Below are 16,498 nucleotides of genomic sequence, written 5' to 3'. Positions count from 1 at the left end.
CTTCGACGGGGGCTGGGGCGGGGGTGGTTGTAGATCGCCTGTGACAGGCGGGGGCGGTTTCTCGCCCCCGCCGCCCCTACCCGTCCCATCCTGTTTCTGGGGGCTGCCGCCCCCAGACCCCCGCTTCGGCCCTGAAGGGGCCTCGTCCTCAAACGCCGGACGGGCTGAAGGGCCCCCCTCAGGCCAACGCCCGTCCCACCAGATACACCGCCGGTGCGGCCGCCGCCAGCGGCAGGGCCACGCCCGCCGTGAAGTGGACGAACCTCGACGGGTAGTCATAGCTCGCCACCCGGTGCCCGACGAGCGCGCAGACTCCCGCCGCCGCCCCGAGGAACGCGCCCCCGGTTCCCAGCTCCGTCATTCCCCCGACCGCGATCCCCGCCCCCGCAGCCGCCAGCAGGGCAACCACGACCGACGCCGCCGTCGGCAACGGCAACGCCCGGGCGAGCACCGCGACGGCGACCGCGGCCGCCCCGACGGTCACCGCGTCCGGATCCGCCGCGAGGTGCCCGGCCGCGATGATCGCCAGTGCCGCCGAGGCGATCGTCGCCATCAGGCCGGACATCCGGGTGTCCGGGTCCGCGTGGGACCGGAGTTGCAGGAACAGGGTCAGCACGACCCAGACCCCGAGCGTGCCGACGATCGCCGCCGGCGCGTTCTCGCGCCCCGCCGCCAGCAGGGCCACGTCGGCCGTCACCGCGCCCGCGAAGGCGAGGGCGATGCCCTGCCGGGCGGGCCACATCCCGTTCAGCCGGAACCAGCCCGCCGCCGTGACCGCCTGGAGGATGACGAGGGGGACCACCAGCGCGTACGTACCGATGGCCGCCGTACCGGCCAGGAGCAGCCCGAGCACGGCCGTGAGGGCGGCGGGCTGCATCCCCGGTTCGATGATCGGCGAACGTCCCTCGAGCCGGGCCCGCTGCGCATCGGTGACCCGGGTGTTGCCCGCGACCGTGGCAGGCCCGTACCCGGCGTCGGCCGCGCTTCCACCGGCCCCCTGCGGCGGCAGGTACGGAGTCCCCGGCACCTCAGCCACCGCGGCCGGGGCGACCGGGGCGACCGGGGCGACCGTCACCGGGGCCTGCATCTGCGTCTCCCAGGTCTGCCCCTGCCACTGCTGCGTGTACTGCTGCGCCTGCCCGTCGTCGTACGCCGACTGCTGCTGCCCGGGCCAGGCCGGCGTCTGGGGCTGGGGCTGGGGCTGCTGCCCCCCGTACTGCTGCTGCGGGTACTGCTGCGGCTGCTGCTGCTGATAGGGGTCGTACCCCTCGTACGACTCGCCGTACTGCTGCTGCCCATATCGCTGCTGGTCGCTCATAGCGCTGCGCTCACCCTCCTGCGAACGGCGGGAGCACCTCGACCGTGCCGCCCTCGGCCAGCCGTACCGTCTCATGTTCGCGGGTGCCCACGGGGTCACCGTCGATGAGGAACGAGCATCGGCGCAGGACTCGGACGAGTTCGCCGGGGTGTCGCTCGCGGACCGCGTCGAGCGCCTCGGCGAGGGTGGCCGCGTCGTACGGCTCCTCGGCGACCTTGGCCGCGGCCTTCGCGGCGGCCCAGTAGCGCACCGTGACCTTTGGCATCTGCCTGTTCTCTGCTTCCTTGACTCCATGACGGTGAACACCGTCAGGCTCACATGTTTCCACTGCGATCGGTAGTCAGGTACCCGGGGGCGCACGTAAGTGCGTTGATCGAATATGTGACCTTCCGGAGGAGCGTCGTTGATCGGATGACAGCACCACCGGTGAGGACAGGGAGTGCAGGTGAGCAAGCGAGCGCCGCTCGGCAACGAGGCAGTCCCCCGTACCGCGTGCCGGAAACCAGACCAATGGCCCAGCCCACCCGCCGTAACAACACCGCTGACGCAACACCGTCAACGACCGCACCAGCGGCACCCCGGCCATCCGCACGGTGGTCGACACACTCGAAGCCCAAGCCGTGGTCACCCCGGCCAGCACCACAGACAGCCGGAAGGACCGGTCCAAGACCGGCCCCTCGGGCCCGGCGGGCAAGCGTCCGGAGGGACGCGCACCAACGGACCAGTCCCGGCTGCCCCGCGCAGCCAACCGGAACCAGGGCGTGACAACGATCAGCACACCCACAACAGCCGGTCACCGGCCACGCGGAGCAGCACTCGGCGCAGGATTCCACCTGCATGCCCACGCCACCCCGCCACGGTGGGCAGCACCACGCCAGACACCACGTCTGGCGGAGGATCGCACAGCTGATCAGAGACGCTGGCCCGCCTGTGCGACAGCCCAGTCCCCTATGCGCCGCAGCAGTTCGTCGCCCGCCGCGTTCTCCGCATGTCCCATCCCCGGCTCCAGCCACAGTTCGCCCGTGTCACCGGCCGCTTCCGCGAGCATCCGCGGGTGGTCCACCGGAAAGTAGCCGTCCCGGTCGCCGTGCACGATCAGAAGGGGCTTCGGCGCTATCCGCGGTACCGCCTCCACCGGGGACAGGGGTACGGGGTTCCAGTCCCGGTGATGGATCCGCGTCCGGAGTCCGTAGCGGCTCACCAGGCGGCCCTCGGGACGGGTGATCAGCCAGTGCACGCGCCGCATGGGAGCCGTACCCCGGTAGTACCAACGGGCCGGCGCACTCACCGAAACCACCACGTCGGACGCCGCCCCCGTGCGCCCCCCGTGCTCCGGCCGCCCGGAGCCCCCGTACAGCGCCGCGTGCCGCAGGACCACCGAGCCGCCCATCGAGAAGCCGACCGTGGCCACCCGGGTGTGCCCGAGTTCACGTGCCCAGCGGACCGCGGCGGCCAGATCGAGGACCTCGCGGTCGCCGAGGGTCGAGCGTCCGCCCGACGCCCCGTGCCCCCGGAAGGAGAACGTCACGACGGCCCCGTACTGCGCGAACGTCTCGGCCACCCGTCGAACGTGCGGCCGGTCCACATCCCCCGTGAAACCGTGCGCGACGACGAACGCGAGATGATCGGAAGATGGCGCCGAGGCGTCGTATACAACGCCTCCCGGCTCGTATACGGCATCGATCGTCACCCCGTCGTCGGTGGTCAGAAACCTCCGCAGAGGGGCGCGATCGGCCGTCTCAGAGTTCGGGACGGCGAAAGATCGCGTCACATGACCTGCCGGACCAGTGCTCATGTGGGCTATTCTGCTCGGCAGAGGACTCGGGCAGCGCAGCCCCCGAGTCCTTTTGTGCTTTCGGTGGCGCTGTATACGAAGCGGAACGCTCCAGGAAACCGCAGGTGTACGCCACGTAGATCGCACAGCAGTGCCGCAAACGTCCTCGCAGGGACCGAGGAGGAACCAGACGTTATGGGCGAGCCAACCGAGAACGACCGTATGGCGACGACGATCCGGGTAGGTGGGACGCGATGAGTTCACTTCTCCTCCTGACCAATGCCCTCCAGCCGTCGACCGAGGTGCTTCCCGCTCTCGGCCTGCTACTGCACAACGTGCGCGTGGCTCCGGCCGAGGGACCCGCTCTCGTCGACACCCCAGGTGCCGACGTCATCCTGATCGACGGCCGCCGTGATCTGCCCCAGGTGCGCAGCCTGTGCCAGCTCCTGCGCTCCACCGGGCCCGGCTGTCCGCTCATCCTCGTCGTCACCGAGGGCGGCCTCGCGGCCGTCACCGCCGACTGGGGCATCGACGACGTTCTGCTGGACACCGCGGGTCCGGCCGAGGTCGAGGCCCGTCTGCGGCTCGCCATGGGCCGGCAGCAGATCGTCAACGACGACTCCCCCATGGAGATCCGCAACGGCGACCTCTCGGTCGACGAGGCGACGTACAGCGCGAAGCTGAAGGGCCGGGTCCTCGACCTCACCTTCAAGGAGTTCGAGCTCCTCAAGTACCTCGCCCAGCACCCGGGCCGCGTCTTCACGCGCGCACAGCTCCTCCAGGAGGTCTGGGGCTACGACTACTTCGGTGGCACCCGGACGGTCGACGTGCACGTACGACGGCTGCGCGCGAAGCTCGGACCCGAGCACGAGTCGCTGATCGGGACCGTCCGGAACGTCGGTTATCGATTCGTTACGCCGGAGAAGGGCGACCGCACGAGCGACGAGGCGAAGGCCAAGGCGGCGCTCGCAAAGTCGGACGATGCGGGCGGTACGGGCGATACGGCGGCCCTGGACGCCGTCACGGAGTCGTCCGAGGTCACCGCCGAGGCGTGACCGACGGTGGCCGGGTGACGGTGCACGGCATGGTCCGCGCTCCGGGCAGGCGGAACGAATTCCTTACGCCCTGCCCAGAGCGGGTCCATCCGCGTAGACTCCGCGCGTGGCCAAGGTGACTAGGGATGATGTAGCTCGGCTGGCGGGTACCTCCACCGCCGTCGTCAGCTATGTCATCAACAACGGACCCCGGCCGGTTGCCCCGGCCACGCGCGAGCGTGTCCTCGCCGCGATCAAGGAACTGAGCTACCGGCCCGACCGCGTCGCCCAGGCGATGGCGTCGCGGCGCACGGACCTCATAGGCCTGATCGTGCCGGACGCGCGCCAGCCCTTCTTCGGGGAGATGGCGCACGCGGTCGAGCAGGCCGCGTCCGAGCGCGGAAAGATGGTGCTGGTCGGCAACTCCGACTACATCGCCGAGCGCGAGGTCCACTATCTGCGGGCCTTCCTCGGTATGCGGGTCTCCGGGCTGATCCTCGTCAGCCACGCCCTGAACGACAACGCGGCGGCGGAGATCGAGGCCTGGGACGCCCGGGTCGTCCTCCTCCACGAACGCCCCGAGGCGATAGACGACGTCGCCGTCGTCACGGACGACCTCGGCGGCGCCCACCTCGCCGTCCGCCACCTGCTGGAGCACGGCTACGAGTACGTCGCCTGTATCGGCGGTATCGCCGAGACGCCGGCGGTCGGCGACCCCGTCTCGGACCACGTCCAGGGCTGGCGGCGCGCGATGGACGAGGCGGGCGTCTCCACGGAGGGCCGCCTGTTCGAGGTCCTCTACAACCGGTACGACGCCTACAAGGCCGCCCTGGAGATCCTCGCCGATCCGGCCACCCGCCCCCCGGCCATCTTCTGCTCCACCGACGACCAGGCGATCGGCCTGCTGCGCGCGGCCCGCGAGCTGCGCATCGACGTCCCCGGCGAGCTGGCGGTGGCCGGCTTCGACGACATCAAGGAAGCGGCCCTGGCGGACCCGCCGCTGACCACCGTCGCCTCCGACCGCTCGGGCATGGCCCGCGCGGCCGTCGACCTGGTCCTCGACGACGGGGTACGGGTGGCGGGGGCGCGCCGTGAGCGGCTGAAGCTGTTCCCGTCGCGGTTGGTGACACGGCGTTCCTGCGGCTGCGAGTAGCCGACACCGACCGTCCGTATCCGACGTCCCGCACGTCTTTATTTCGGGCATACGAGCTTCTGTCGGGCTTCTCAGGGAGCACTCAGCCAGCTCTCATGCTGACGGGACAAGCTCTCTTCCATGACCGAGAGCTTCCGCCGCAGCGGCGAGTACGAGACCCCCCAGGGCCACGAGCCGCAGTCGGCGTACCCCCAGCAGCAGTACGCTTCCGCCCCCCAGTCCTCCTCTCCGGTGAACCCGGAGTGGCCGCCGCCGCCGGCGTACGAGCCGCCGACGGTCCAGCAGCCCGCGTACCAGGAACCGGCCCAGATCCAGCCCCAGGCTCCGCAGGCTCCCCAGACCCCGCAGGCTCCGTACGGCCGGCAGGCCACGCACGAGCAGCCCGCGGCCACCGCCACCCTGCTCGCCGAGGCTCCTGCCGACGCGGCCCCCGCCCAGCGCAGGAAGCGTGCGAAGGGCCCCTTCGCCCTCCTCGCCGCCGTGGCGATCGTCGCCGCCGCGATAGGTGGCGGTACGGCGTACGGCATCCAGGAGCTGACCAACTCGGACTCCGCCGTCACCTCCAGCAGCACGAGCACCAACGTGGTGCCGTCGAGCGCGAAGGGCACGGTGTCCGGGGTCGCCGCGGCGGTCAGCCCGAGCATCGTCGAGATCAACGCGACCTCGAACGCGGGTTCGTCGACCGGCTCCGGCGTGATCATCACGTCCGACGGCGAGATCATCACCAACAACCACGTCATCTCCGGCGCCTCGTCGATCAAGGTGTCGACGAGCGACGGCAAGACCTACACCGCGAAGGTCGTCGGCACCGACAGCAAGAAGGACCTGGCCCTCATCAAGCTGGAGAACGCCTCCGGCCTGAAGACGGCGACCCTCGGCGACTCCGCCGGTGTCCAGGTCGGCGACGAGGTCGTGGCGATCGGCTCCCCCGAGGGCCTGACCGGCACGGTGACCAGCGGCATCGTGTCCGCCCTCAACCGTGACGTCACCGTCGCCACCGAGGAGAGCCAGGGCCAGAACCAGCAACAGCAGGGCGACGGCAGCGGCGGCTGGCCGTTCGAGTTCGGCGGCCAGCAGTTCAACGGCGACACCGGTACGTCCACGACGACGTACAAGGCCCTCCAGACGGACGCGTCCCTCAACCCCGGCAACTCCGGCGGCGCGCTCATCGACATGAACGGCAACATCATCGGCATCAACTCCGCGATGTACTCGGCGAGTTCGTCCTCGTCGGACGCGGGCAGCGCGGGCCTCGGCTTCGCCATCCCGATCAACACCGTCAAGTCCGACCTGGCGACACTGCGCTCCGGTTCCACCACCTGACGCACCGAGGAACCGCCGCACCGCCGCACGAGAACCAAGATGAGGGGTACGTCATGATCAAGCAGGTCTCGCACAAGCTGACCGTCGGTACGGCGGCCACCGGCCCGGCCGCCCTGGACCTCGCCCTCGGCGTGGCCTTCACCCTGCACCCGCCGACGGCGGCCACCCGGGCCCCGGAGGTGGCGAGGACGACGCGTACGGCCGCCGCCCGCAGGGCGACGACGCGCAGTCGCCGTCCCGCGCTCAGCTGATCCTCACCGCAGCTGATCCTTTGTCTCCGCAGCAGCCCGGAAACGTGCGACGCTGAACGCGTCCGACACGTCCCACCGCACCCGAGGAACCCGCGACCATGAGCCCCGCCGAAGGCGACCGTGACATCCAGCGCATCCTGATCGTCGACGACGAGCCGGCTGTGCGCGAAGCACTCCAGCGCAGCCTCGCCTTCGAGGGGTACGACACGGAGGTCGCGGTCGACGGCGCGGACGCCCTGGAGAAGGCGACCGCCTACCAGCCCGACCTGGTCGTCCTCGACATCCAGATGCCGAGGATGGACGGCCTGACGGCGGCCCGGCGTATGCGGGGCGCGGGCACGACCACACCCATCCTGATGCTGACGGCCAGGGACACGGTCGGCGACCGCGTGACCGGCCTGGACGCGGGGGCGGACGACTACCTGGTCAAGCCCTTCGAACTCGACGAACTCTTCGCCCGGGTACGGGCCCTGCTGCGCCGCAGCTCCTACGCGGCAGCCGCGGTCGCGGGCAGCCTCCCGGAGGACGAGGCCCTGACCTTCGCCGACCTGCGCATGGACCTCGCGACGCGCGAGGTGACGCGCGGCGCCCGTGCGGTGGAACTGACCCGCACGGAGTTCACCCTCCTGGAGATGTTCCTGGCCCACCCGCGCCAGGTCCTCACCCGTGAGCAGATCCTGAAGGCGGTCTGGGGCTTCGACTTCGAACCGTCCTCCAACTCCCTCGACGTGTACGTCATGTACCTCCGCCGCAAGACGGAGGCGGGCGGCGAGCCGCGCCTCGTCCACACGGTCCGGGGCGTGGGGTATGTGCTGCGTCAGGGTGGCGCGGAATGAGCAGAGTGGGACGCCGGTACCGGTCCCTTCCCATCCGCTCCCGGCTGGCGCTGCTGGTCGCTGCCGCTGTGGCGTTCGCGGTGGGCGCGGTCTCGGTGGCTTGTTGGTTCATCGTGCAGGGGAAACTGTACGAGCAGGTCAACAACGACCTGCAACAAATGGTGAACAGGCCCGGCATCCTCAATCAGGTACTCAACGAGTGCTCCCAGAGCCCGCAGCAGAACGCCACGCGAGGCCCGGTCCCGAACAGTTACGTCCAGCTCATCAAGGTAAAGGGTGACCCCTGCGTCACCCCGTTCTCCAAGGGCACGGTCAAGGTGACCGACAGCGACCGGGATCTCATCACGGACGCGACGGAGAGCGGTCAGCACATCTTCCGCAACGGTACCGATGAGGACGGCAACGCTGTACGCGCGCTGTCCGTGTTCCTGGGCGTCGACTCGTCCGACGGACAACGCGTCGCCGTGCTCGTCGCGGCTCCCCTCCACGGCACACAGTCCACCCTCAACGAACTTGCCCTGATCCTCCTCATCGTTTCCGGAGTCGGGGTGCTCGGCGCCGGAGCCGCAGGCCTGGCCGTGGCCCGTGCCGCCCTCAAGCCCGTGGACAAACTCACCGAAGCCGTCGAACACGTGGCCCGCACCGAGGACCTGACGGTCCGCATTCCGGTGGAGGACGAGAGCGACGACGAGGTGGCCCGCCTCTCGCGCTCCTTCAACTCCATGACATCCGCCCTGGCCAACTCCCGCGAACTGCAACAGCAGTTGATCGCCGACGCCGGCCACGAACTCCGCACCCCCCTCACCTCCCTCCGCACCAACATCGAACTCCTCACCCGCAGCGAGGAGACAGGCCGCCCGATCCCCGAGGCCGACCGCAAGGCGCTCCTCGCCTCGGTGAAGGCCCAGATGACCGAACTGGCCGCCCTGATCGGCGACCTGCAGGAGCTGTCCCGGTCGGAGGGCCAGCGAGGTGAGCGCGTACAGGTGGTCGCCCTGGAGGACACGGTCGAGTCGGCCCTGCGCCGGGCCCGTCTACGCGGACCCGAACTGACGATCACCGCGGACGTCCAGCCCTGGTTCGTCCGGGGGGAACCGTCGGCGCTGGAGCGGGCGGTGGTCAACATCCTGGACAACGCGGTGAAGTTCAGCCCCGAGGGCGGCACGATCGAGGTGCAGCTGAGCAGGGGCACCCTGACGGTCCGCGACCACGGCCCCGGTATCCCCGCCGACGAGATCGCCCACGTCTTCGACCGCTTCTGGCGCTCACCCTCAGCGCGCGCCCTCCCCGGTTCCGGCCTGGGCCTGTCGATCGTCGCCCGTACGGTCCAACAGGCCGGCGGCGAGGTCACGTTGGCCCGCGCGGAAGGCGGCGGAACCGTGGCCACCGTACGGCTGCCGGGGGCGCCCACGCCTCCGCCGGAGTCGGTGTAGGGGGCGCTCGATCGGGTCAGAGGGGGGCGCGGGCCCTGCTCGGTGACCCCTGGATGGCGGTCGGCCTGGGCGGGAGGATCCCGACGGAATCGTGAGGTCGGATTTCCTCGGTCGCGGGGCCGAGAGGAGCAGTCCCGCGACCGAGGTTTCCCCCGTTGCAGAAACGACAATGCCTGGTCGTCGGGCTGTTGTCCTTCGCATCCGGTCCACAGTTTCTTGGCGCTGCGTCTACTTCCGGCCAACTCCCTGCCACCCGGTACCGACCCTGCTCCCGTCCTACGCCCGTTCGGACAGTGGCAGCGACAGTGACGGGGACGGGGACGGGGACAGCGTCTGTTGCCGGTAGTCCCTGGGTGACATCCCGTAGGCGGCGCGGAACGCCCGGGTGAAGTCGGAGTGGCGCGGGTAGCCCCAGCGGGCGGCGATCGTGTGGATCGGAGTGCCTCGCAGTGCGCCGTTCGCCAGGTCGCGGTGGGCGTTCTCCAGTCGGAGGCGGCGGATCCAGGCCGCGACCGGTTCGCCCTGCGTCCGCTGCTGGAAGATGCGGTGCAGATAGCTGAGCGAGATGTTGTGGGCGGCGGCGATCACGGGTGGCGTCAGTTCGGGGTCGTGCAGGTTCTGCCGGATGAACTCCTGGACGCGTTGCGCCATGGCCCGGCCCCGGGTCTCCGGCGACAACGCGGCTTCCGCTTCCAGCAGTTGGGCGAACCAGGCCGACATCAGGTCGAGGACGACCGTGCCCAGACGGGGCGCGTCAGCGGGCTGGAGGCTGTCGGCCTGGCGGTCCAAGCCGACGACGAAGTCCGCCAGGAGCGCCCCGACCCCCTCAAGGCCGGGCAGCCGCCGGCCCAGCAACTCCCTTACCCGGTGCGGCGGCAGGGGCAGCAGTGCCTTGGGGAAGTCCACGGCCATTCCCCTGACTATGCCGCCCTGCCGGTCGTCCGCCGACCTGACGTCGTAGGGCTGCGAGCTGTCGGCCAGGTGCAGGTCACGCGAGGTGAACGTGCTGGTCCGCCCGGCGTGGTCGAGGCCAAGTCCGCCGTCGATCAGCAACGTCAGGTGATACAGCTCGGGGTCGGCCTGGCGCACCAGTTTCTCGGTCCGGCGGTAGCGCGTGGGCAGGAACGACATCTGGCTGACGACCACCGGCCCCAGTTCCATCAGCCGCTGCTCCGCCCAGAAGTCGGCGGCGTGGTCGCTGACGAGTGCGCTGGAGCGCGTCCGGGCGACCAGTTCCTGCCAGTAGTCGAACCTGTCTCCCGCAGGTACGTCGTCCGTACGGAACACCCTCCCGATCATTCCGCTTCCCTTCCGGTCCCCGATCCGCTCCTCCTCTGCACGGCAACCTTTCCCCCCTCGGCTGCAACAGCCAAGTGACGTGGTTCCCCTTCCAGTTAATCCGCCCAGCCCCTCACTTGATCGGAAGCAGCCGTGAGCGAGACCCGCAGCAAGTCCCCCAGCCGCCGCCGTCACCGTCGCCGCAGGACGGCACTGCTCGCCGGAGTCCCGCTGGCCCTCACCTCCGCCGGAGCCATGGCCTACGGCGGTGTCTTCGGCGTGTTCGGTGCGGACGCGCAGCCGAAGGCGTCCGCCGCCTCCTCCACTGCCTCCGCCCTCGCCGGTGTCACCGACGTCGCCAACGGCTTCGCCTCCGTCAACGCCCTTGGCCAGAACGGGACTTACGGCGGCCGGAACGGCCAGACCGTCACCGTGAAGACGCTCGCCGACCTGGAGAAGTACGCGACCGCCTCTGAGCCGTACATCATCGTCGTCGCAGCGACCATCAACATGAACCCGGTCGGCAAGGAGATCAAGGTCGCCTCCGACAAGACCATCATCGGGGCCGGGACCTCCGGGCACATCGTCGGCGGCGGGTTCTTCCTCGGGCAGGGCGTCCACAACGTCATTATCCGGAACCTGACGATCCGGGATGCCTACCAGGGCGTCTGGAACGACAAGGAGCACGACTTCGACGCCATTCAGATGGACGGCGCTCATCACGTGTGGATCGATCACAACGACCTGCGGCACATGGCGGACGGACTGATCGACAGCCGCAAGGACACGACCTACCTGACCGTGTCCTGGAACAAGCTGAGCCAGGAGAACAAGGCTTTCGGCATCGGCTGGACCGAGAACACCACGGCCGACATCACGATCCACCACAACTGGATCCGCGAGACCGAGCAGCGCAACCCGTCCACCGACAACGTGGCCCACGCTCACCTCTACAACAACTTCCTGGAGGACGAGGCGGGGACCACCATCAAGTCCTCGTACGGGAATTACTCCCGCGGGAAGACCAACATGGTGCTGGAGAACTCCTACTTCCAGGGCATGACCAACCCGGTCGTCCGCGACGCCACCGCCACGCTCGTCCAGCGCGGCAACGTCTTCTCGGGGACGACGGGCAAGAACGAGAGCGGGGGGTCGGGCGCGGCCTGGGACCCGAAGACGTACTACAGCTACACCCCGGACAAGGCGGCCGACGTGCCCGCGCTCCTCAAGTCCGGTGCGGGGCCGCGTAGTTCGGTGGCCAAGGTAAGCAGTACCGCGACCACCACGGCCGCCGCCGCCACGACTCTCACCGTCGCCGCCGACGGCTCCGGCCAGTACCGGACCGTGCAGGCCGCCGTGAACGCCGTACCCGCGAACAACGCCTCCCGGGTGGTCATCTCCGTCAAGCCGGGCACGTACCGCGAGCTGGTCAAGGTCCCCTCGAACAAGCCGCACGTCACCATCCAGGGCAGCGGTGGCAGCCGTAAGGACACCACGATCGTCTACAACAACGCGTCCGGTACGCCGAAGCCCGACGGCTCCGGCACGTACGGCACCGGCGGCAGCGCCACCGTCGCCGTGGACGCGGACGACTTCCAGGCCCGCAACCTGACCATCTCCAACGACTTCGACGAGGCCGCGCACCAGGACATCGCCAACCAGGCGGTCGCTCTGCGCACCTCCGCCGACAAGGTGCTCCTCGACAGCGTCATCATCAGCGGCGACCAGGACACCCTGCTGGTGGACACCGCGTCCAAGGACAAGCTGGGCCGCGTCTACATCACCAACTCCTATGTCGTCGGCAACACCGACTTCATCTTCGGCCGGGCCACGGCGGTGATCGACAAGTCGGTCATCACGCTGAAGAAGCGCTGGAACGGCACCTCGGCCGGCTATGTCACGGCCCCCAGCACCGCGGCGAACCGCAAGGGCATCCTGATCGCCAACTCCACGATCAACGGTGACGTGTCCGACCGCAGCTTCTTCCTCGGCCGCAACTGGCACGCGGGCGGCGACGCGACCCTCGACCCGCAGACCACGGTCCGCAACACGACCCTGAGCGCGGCGATCAAGACCACCCCCTGGTCCGACATGGGCGGCTTCTCCTGGAAGGAGGACCGCTTCGCCGAGTACCAGAACAAGGGCACGGGCGCGGGCGCCGCAAGCACCGACCGCCCCCAACTGACCGACGCCCAGGCCGCGGGCCAGGAGATCGCGGACTGGCTGGGCGACTGGACGCCGTCCGCCTCCTGACGTGCACAGGTCCCCGCTCTACGATCACCCCATTACAGGCTCTGGGGAGGGTCGATGGGCGGGGACGTCGATGGTGGTGCCGGGGACGGTGACGGGATCGAGCGGGAGTACCGGAAGCGGCGAAAGTTGCCCCGGGGAGTGTTCGTCTACTCCGGCTGCACGATGTCTTACTGCCTGCTCCAATTCAACCGGTCGTCCTCCGTGCCCGGTTGGGCGAAGGCCGTACTCCTGGCGGTCATTGTGACGGCCCTCGCGCGGTGGACGGTGTACCTGCGCCGCGGGCACACGCTGGTCGGCGCGCACGGGGTCTCGGTACGCGGGGCCGTGATCGAACGCCGGTGGGCCTGGCACGACATCTACGACATCCGGACCCAGCCGGTCCCCAAGGCACCCGCCCACGGGCGCAAGTGGCTGGTCCACCTGTACGACACCGACGGCCGACGGTTTCTCCTCCCGCACCTCGACGACTGGCAGTTGGACGATCCACCGGCAGAGGTCGACGAGCTGCGTGCCGGCGCCGCCCGGCACCGGGGCATGACCTGGGAGCCGCACCCGGCGACCGAGGCACGCATCCAGCGGCGGGCTGAGCACCGCAAGGCCTGGGAGCGGGCGGTCAACGGCACGGTCTTTGTGCTCCTGTGCACCTTCCTGCTCTCGGTGGTGCTGCTGATCACGACGGACGATGCACCGGCTCTCCTCCTGCTCCTGTGGATCCCCTTGGCCGCCTTCGCCCTTCTCGCGGCCTTCTTCCACTGGCGCTGCGCACGAACGGTAGCCAACGCATAACCGCCTGCCAGCCCCAGCACAGCGCTTCGTCAGACCGTATTGAGATGACGCGGAAGATCCTGCTGGCCGACGACGACGCGGCCATACGTGAGGGGCTCGGCCGGGTGCTCAGGTTCGAGGGGTACGAGACCGTGCTCGCCGGGGACGGCCGTGCGGCGCTCGCCCTCCTGGCCGAACCGGACAGCGCACCCGACCTCGTGCTCATGGACGTCACCATGCCCGGCCTCGACGGGCTCGCCGCGACCCGGCGGCTGCGGGCCTCGGGATGTACCGTCCCGATCCTGATGATCACCGGACGGGCGGCCGTCGGGGACCGGATCGTCGCGCTCGACAACGGCGCCGACGACTACCTGATGAAGCCCTTCGCCACCGAGGAACTCCTCGCTCGTGTAAGGGCGTTACTGCGCCGCAGCCCGCAGCGCGAACCCCGGCCGCCCTCGCCGCTCGCGGGTCTCTGCTTCCAGGACGTCCGCCTGGACCCGCGAACCCGTACCGTCACCCGCGCCGACCGCCGACTCGATCTCACCAAGACCGAGTTCAACCTTCTCGAATACCTGCTGCGGCGGCCCGACAAGGTCCTCGGCCGGGTCCAGATCCTCAAGGACGTCTGGGGCTTCGACTTCGAGCCCACCTCCAACACCCTTGATGTGTACGTCATGTATCTGCGCCGGAAGCTGGAGAGCCGGGGCGAACCCCGGCTCATCCACACCGTGCGGGGGATGGGTTACACCCTCAGGGCCGGCGTCAGTGTCTCCTCCCGCCGGTAGTCGTGGTCCGGCACCGGTGACGACACCGGTGAAGCTGACAGTGACGGTGTCAGTGACCGGGGGCCCGCCAGCCTCGCGTACACCCCGCTCCGCGCCATCAGTTCGTCGTGCGTGCCCGTCTCCGCGAGGCGGCCCTCGTCGACGACCAGGATGCGGTCCGCGTCCGGAGCGAGGCTCAGATCGTGGGTGATCATGATGGTCGTACGGCCCGCCATCAGGCGGCGCAGCGCCGGTACGACCCGGCGGGCGGCGATGGAGTCCAGGCCGGCCGTCGGCTCGTCGAGGACCAGTACCGGGGCCCGGCGCAGCATGGCCCGGGCGATCGCGATCCGCTGCAACTGGCCGCCGGAGAGTGTGGCCGTGCCGGGGGCGATCCTCGTGCCGTACCCCTCCGGGAGCGCGGCGACGAAGTCGTGCGCGTCGGCCGCCCGCGCCGCCGCCTCGATGTCCGTGTCGCTCGCGCCGGGGCGCCCGCACTCGATGTTCTCGCGGATCGAACCGTGCAGGATCAGCGTCTCCTGCGGCAGCAGCGCCACGTTCTCGCGCAGGAAGGTGAGGGGTACGTCGGTCAGCGGGACGCCGTCCAGGCAGATCACGCCGGACGAGGGGTCGTAGAAGCGGGTGAGGAGTTTCGACAGGGTCGATTTTCCGGCGCCGCTCGCTCCGGTGATCAGGACCAGCTCGCCGGGGGCGGCCGTGAAGGTCACGTCCCGCAGCGACGGCCTGCCCTGATCCCTCTCCGTTCCGGGGTAGGTGAAGGACGCGCCGTGGACGCTGATCCAGCCGCGCACCGGCCACTGGGCCACCGGCTCGACCGGGTCGGTGACGGCGGGCTCGGCGTCCAGCAGTTCGCCGAGGCGTTCCGCGCCCGCGGTCGCCGCCGTCAGGGTCAGGCCGAGCTGGCCGAGGCTGCGGATCGGCGGGTAGAGGTAGCCGACGAAGGCGGCGAAGGCGAGGAGCGCGCCCAGTGACATCCGGTCGGCGGAGATCTCCCAGACGCCGATGCCGATCACCGTGAGGACGCACAGCGTCTCGACGACCTCGACGAACTGTTCGTACATCTCGCTCAGCCGCGCCCCGCGCACGCTCGCCCTCATCCAGGCGCGGGCCTCGCGGTCGAGCCGCTTCTCCTCGTCGCGGCGGCGGTTGTAGGCCTGGGTGAGGACGATGTTGCCGAGGGACTCCTCCACCACCGAGGTGATCGCGCCGTCGGCGACCCGCTCGTCCTGGCTCGCCGTCCTGATACGGCCGGCGAAGCGGCGGGCGGCGAGGAGGAAGAGGGGTGCCAGGAAGAAGGTGACCAGGGCGAGGTCCCAGCGCAGCCAGAGGGCGGCGGCGGCGTAGAAGACGGCCGAGAAGGCGGCGGAGACCGTGCCGACGACACCTGACACGACCATCTGCTCGATCGCCTCGACGTCTCCCGTCAGGCGTTCCACCAGGTCGCCCTGGCGGTGCTTCTGGAAGAAGTCGGGCGGCAGGTCCTGGACGTGCCGGAAGACGTTGGCGCGCAGCCGCAGGACGAATCTCTCGGCGGTCCAGGTGGCGAGCGAGTTGCCCGCGTAGCCGACGAGCGCGCCGAGCACGGCGACGGCCAGCCAGGCGCCGGCCGGGCCCCAGAAGGCGGCGAGGGAACCGGCTTCCAGGGCGTTGTCCGTCAGCTCCGCGAACAGCAGGATCGCGGCGGTCTCGGCCAGCGCGGACACCACCACGCACGCGACGATCGCCACCAGCCACTTCCGGTCGCCGCGCGTCAGCGGCCAGAAACGGCGGAACGCCTCCCGGACTTCCCTCATGGTCAACTCCCTTTCCGTACTCCGGACATGGCTGAGGCGGGGTCACCGGGACGAGTCGCTCGTCCTCCGGTGACCCCGCCTCACAGCGGGTCTCAGCCCTGGTGCCCGACCGGACGGCGCTGCGGCTTCCTGGGCGCCGGCTTCTTCGGTGCCTTCTTCTTCGGCGCGGGTGCGGCGGGCTTGGCGGCCTTCTTGACGGGGACGATCTTGTGGAAGCTCATAGGAATTCCCTCCCGGGTTGTGATGTGGCTGTTTGCGGTTTGGTATTGCCTGTGAATGCCGTCGAGTCAGTCCTTATGAGCAATCGGTCGACGCTTGGGAGCGACCTTCTTCGGCGCGGGCTTGTGGGGCGCCGGTACGACCTTGCGGGCCTTCTTGACCGGGGCGATCTTCTTGAAGCTCATGTTGCTCTCCTTTGTTTTCCGTGTCGTTCTCTTTCGACATGGAAAACATTACGGGACCCGGGAAGCGAAAAAAGCCAATTCCTCTTAGACCTCGG

At 69.7% G+C, this 16,498-nt stretch carries 15 protein-coding genes; 9 read left to right on the top strand and 6 right to left on the bottom strand.

Features of this window, described 5'->3' with window-relative positions; translation table 11 throughout:
- Positions 1 to 178 precede the first annotated feature (178 nt).
- From OHN74_RS23405 to OHN74_RS23395, 3 genes are all read right to left on the bottom strand, one after another.
- On the bottom strand, positions 179 to 1,318 hold the full coding sequence (locus OHN74_RS23405; protein WP_327696509.1) for a hypothetical protein: 1,140 nt from the start codon (positions 1,316 to 1,318) through the stop codon (positions 179 to 181).
- Positions 1,319 to 1,328: 10 nt separating this feature from the next.
- Positions 1,329 to 1,583 carry a MoaD/ThiS family protein gene (locus OHN74_RS23400; RefSeq protein WP_327696508.1) on the bottom strand — a complete coding sequence of 85 codons (255 nt, stop codon included), beginning with the start codon at positions 1,581 to 1,583 and terminating at the stop codon, positions 1,329 to 1,331.
- Between the two features lie 645 nt (positions 1,584 to 2,228).
- Positions 2,229 to 3,113, bottom strand: coding sequence for an alpha/beta hydrolase (locus OHN74_RS23395; RefSeq protein ID WP_327696507.1), 885 nt, complete (start codon positions 3,111 to 3,113; stop codon positions 2,229 to 2,231).
- Between the two features lie 233 nt (positions 3,114 to 3,346).
- Here OHN74_RS23395 and OHN74_RS23390 point away from each other — a divergent pair, with 233 nt between their 5' ends.
- The 6 genes from OHN74_RS23390 (at position 3,347) to OHN74_RS23365 (ending at position 9,122) form a co-directional block, all read left to right on the top strand.
- On the top strand, positions 3,347 to 4,147 hold the full coding sequence (locus OHN74_RS23390; RefSeq protein WP_327696506.1) for a response regulator transcription factor: 801 nt from the start codon (positions 3,347 to 3,349) through the stop codon (positions 4,145 to 4,147).
- 106 nt (positions 4,148 to 4,253) lie between these two features.
- The gene (locus OHN74_RS23385; protein ID WP_327696505.1) at positions 4,254 to 5,279 is read left to right on the top strand and encodes a LacI family DNA-binding transcriptional regulator; all 1,026 of its coding nucleotides are present in this window, start codon (positions 4,254 to 4,256) and stop codon (positions 5,277 to 5,279) included.
- Between the two features lie 120 nt (positions 5,280 to 5,399).
- On the top strand, positions 5,400 to 6,602 hold the full coding sequence (locus OHN74_RS23380) for a S1C family serine protease (protein WP_327696504.1): 1,203 nt from the start codon (positions 5,400 to 5,402) through the stop codon (positions 6,600 to 6,602).
- A gap of 53 nt (positions 6,603 to 6,655) precedes the next feature.
- Entirely contained in the window at positions 6,656 to 6,853 is a 198-nt protein-coding gene (locus tag OHN74_RS23375) for a hypothetical protein (protein WP_327696503.1), read from the top strand.
- 98 nt (positions 6,854 to 6,951) lie between these two features.
- Entirely contained in the window at positions 6,952 to 7,689 is a 738-nt protein-coding gene (locus OHN74_RS23370) for a response regulator transcription factor (protein ID WP_327696502.1), read from the top strand.
- Positions 7,686 to 9,122 (top strand): sensor histidine kinase, encoded by a 1,437-nt coding sequence (locus OHN74_RS23365; protein WP_327696501.1) that lies wholly within the window; start codon positions 7,686 to 7,688, stop codon positions 9,120 to 9,122. The genes OHN74_RS23370 and OHN74_RS23365 overlap by 4 nt, the downstream gene beginning before the upstream one ends.
- Before the next feature lie 276 nt (positions 9,123 to 9,398).
- Here the strand turns inward: OHN74_RS23365 and OHN74_RS23360 are convergent, their stop codons facing one another.
- Entirely contained in the window at positions 9,399 to 10,421 is a 1,023-nt protein-coding gene (locus tag OHN74_RS23360) for an AraC family transcriptional regulator (protein ID WP_327696499.1), read from the bottom strand.
- A 132-nt stretch (positions 10,422 to 10,553) separates the two neighbouring features.
- Here OHN74_RS23360 and OHN74_RS23355 point away from each other — a divergent pair, with 132 nt between their 5' ends.
- Genes OHN74_RS23355 through OHN74_RS23345 form a run of 3 tightly spaced genes read left to right on the top strand, consistent with a single transcriptional unit; the run spans position 10,554 to position 14,206 of the window.
- Complete coding sequence (locus OHN74_RS23355; protein WP_327696498.1) at positions 10,554 to 12,653, top strand: pectinesterase family protein; 2,100 nt, start codon at positions 10,554 to 10,556, stop codon at positions 12,651 to 12,653.
- A 54-nt stretch (positions 12,654 to 12,707) separates the two neighbouring features.
- Positions 12,708 to 13,439, top strand: coding sequence for a hypothetical protein (locus OHN74_RS23350; RefSeq protein ID WP_327696497.1), 732 nt, complete (start codon positions 12,708 to 12,710; stop codon positions 13,437 to 13,439).
- Positions 13,440 to 13,483: 44 nt separating this feature from the next.
- Entirely contained in the window at positions 13,484 to 14,206 is a 723-nt protein-coding gene (locus tag OHN74_RS23345) for a response regulator transcription factor (RefSeq protein ID WP_327696496.1), read from the top strand.
- Here OHN74_RS23345 and OHN74_RS23340 read toward each other — a convergent pair.
- The gene (locus OHN74_RS23340) at positions 14,164 to 15,999 is read right to left on the bottom strand and encodes an ABC transporter ATP-binding protein (protein ID WP_327696495.1); all 1,836 of its coding nucleotides are present in this window, start codon (positions 15,997 to 15,999) and stop codon (positions 14,164 to 14,166) included. The genes OHN74_RS23345 and OHN74_RS23340 overlap by 43 nt on opposite strands.
- 92 nt (positions 16,000 to 16,091) lie before the next feature.
- A complete protein-coding gene (locus OHN74_RS23335) occupies positions 16,092 to 16,220 on the bottom strand; it encodes a hypothetical protein (protein ID WP_327696494.1) in 129 nt (42 codons plus the stop codon).
- Between the last annotated feature and the right edge of the window lie 278 nt (positions 16,221 to 16,498).

The sequence above is a fragment of the Streptomyces sp. NBC_00459 genome, from assembly GCF_036013955.1.
In the GTDB taxonomy this organism is placed as follows: Bacteria; Actinomycetota; Actinomycetes; order Streptomycetales; family Streptomycetaceae; genus Streptomyces.
Note: the sequence above shows the minus strand (reverse complement) of the source record. Positions and strands in the feature narration are given on the sequence as shown.

Coding starts and splice junctions, on each gene's coding strand:
- OHN74_RS23405 (WP_327696509.1), bottom strand. CDS start 1,318: ATGAGCGACCAGCAGCGATATGGGCAGCAGCAGTACGGCGAGTCGTAC.
- OHN74_RS23400 (WP_327696508.1), bottom strand. CDS start 1,583: ATGCCAAAGGTCACGGTGCGCTACTGGGCCGCCGCGAAGGCCGCGGCC.
- OHN74_RS23395 (WP_327696507.1), bottom strand. CDS start 3,113: ATGAGCACTGGTCCGGCAGGTCATGTGACGCGATCTTTCGCCGTCCCG.
- OHN74_RS23390 (WP_327696506.1), top strand. CDS start 3,347: ATGAGTTCACTTCTCCTCCTGACCAATGCCCTCCAGCCGTCGACCGAG.
- OHN74_RS23380 (WP_327696504.1), top strand. CDS start 5,400: ATGACCGAGAGCTTCCGCCGCAGCGGCGAGTACGAGACCCCCCAGGGC.
- OHN74_RS23375 (WP_327696503.1), top strand. CDS start 6,656: ATGATCAAGCAGGTCTCGCACAAGCTGACCGTCGGTACGGCGGCCACC.
- OHN74_RS23370 (WP_327696502.1), top strand. CDS start 6,952: ATGAGCCCCGCCGAAGGCGACCGTGACATCCAGCGCATCCTGATCGTC.
- OHN74_RS23365 (WP_327696501.1), top strand. CDS start 7,686: ATGAGCAGAGTGGGACGCCGGTACCGGTCCCTTCCCATCCGCTCCCGG.
- OHN74_RS23360 (WP_327696499.1), bottom strand. CDS start 10,421: ATGATCGGGAGGGTGTTCCGTACGGACGACGTACCTGCGGGAGACAGG.
- OHN74_RS23350 (WP_327696497.1), top strand. CDS start 12,708: ATGGGCGGGGACGTCGATGGTGGTGCCGGGGACGGTGACGGGATCGAG.
- OHN74_RS23345 (WP_327696496.1), top strand. CDS start 13,484: ATGACGCGGAAGATCCTGCTGGCCGACGACGACGCGGCCATACGTGAG.
- OHN74_RS23340 (WP_327696495.1), bottom strand. CDS start 15,999: ATGAGGGAAGTCCGGGAGGCGTTCCGCCGTTTCTGGCCGCTGACGCGC.
- OHN74_RS23335 (WP_327696494.1), bottom strand. CDS start 16,220: ATGAGCTTCCACAAGATCGTCCCCGTCAAGAAGGCCGCCAAGCCCGCC.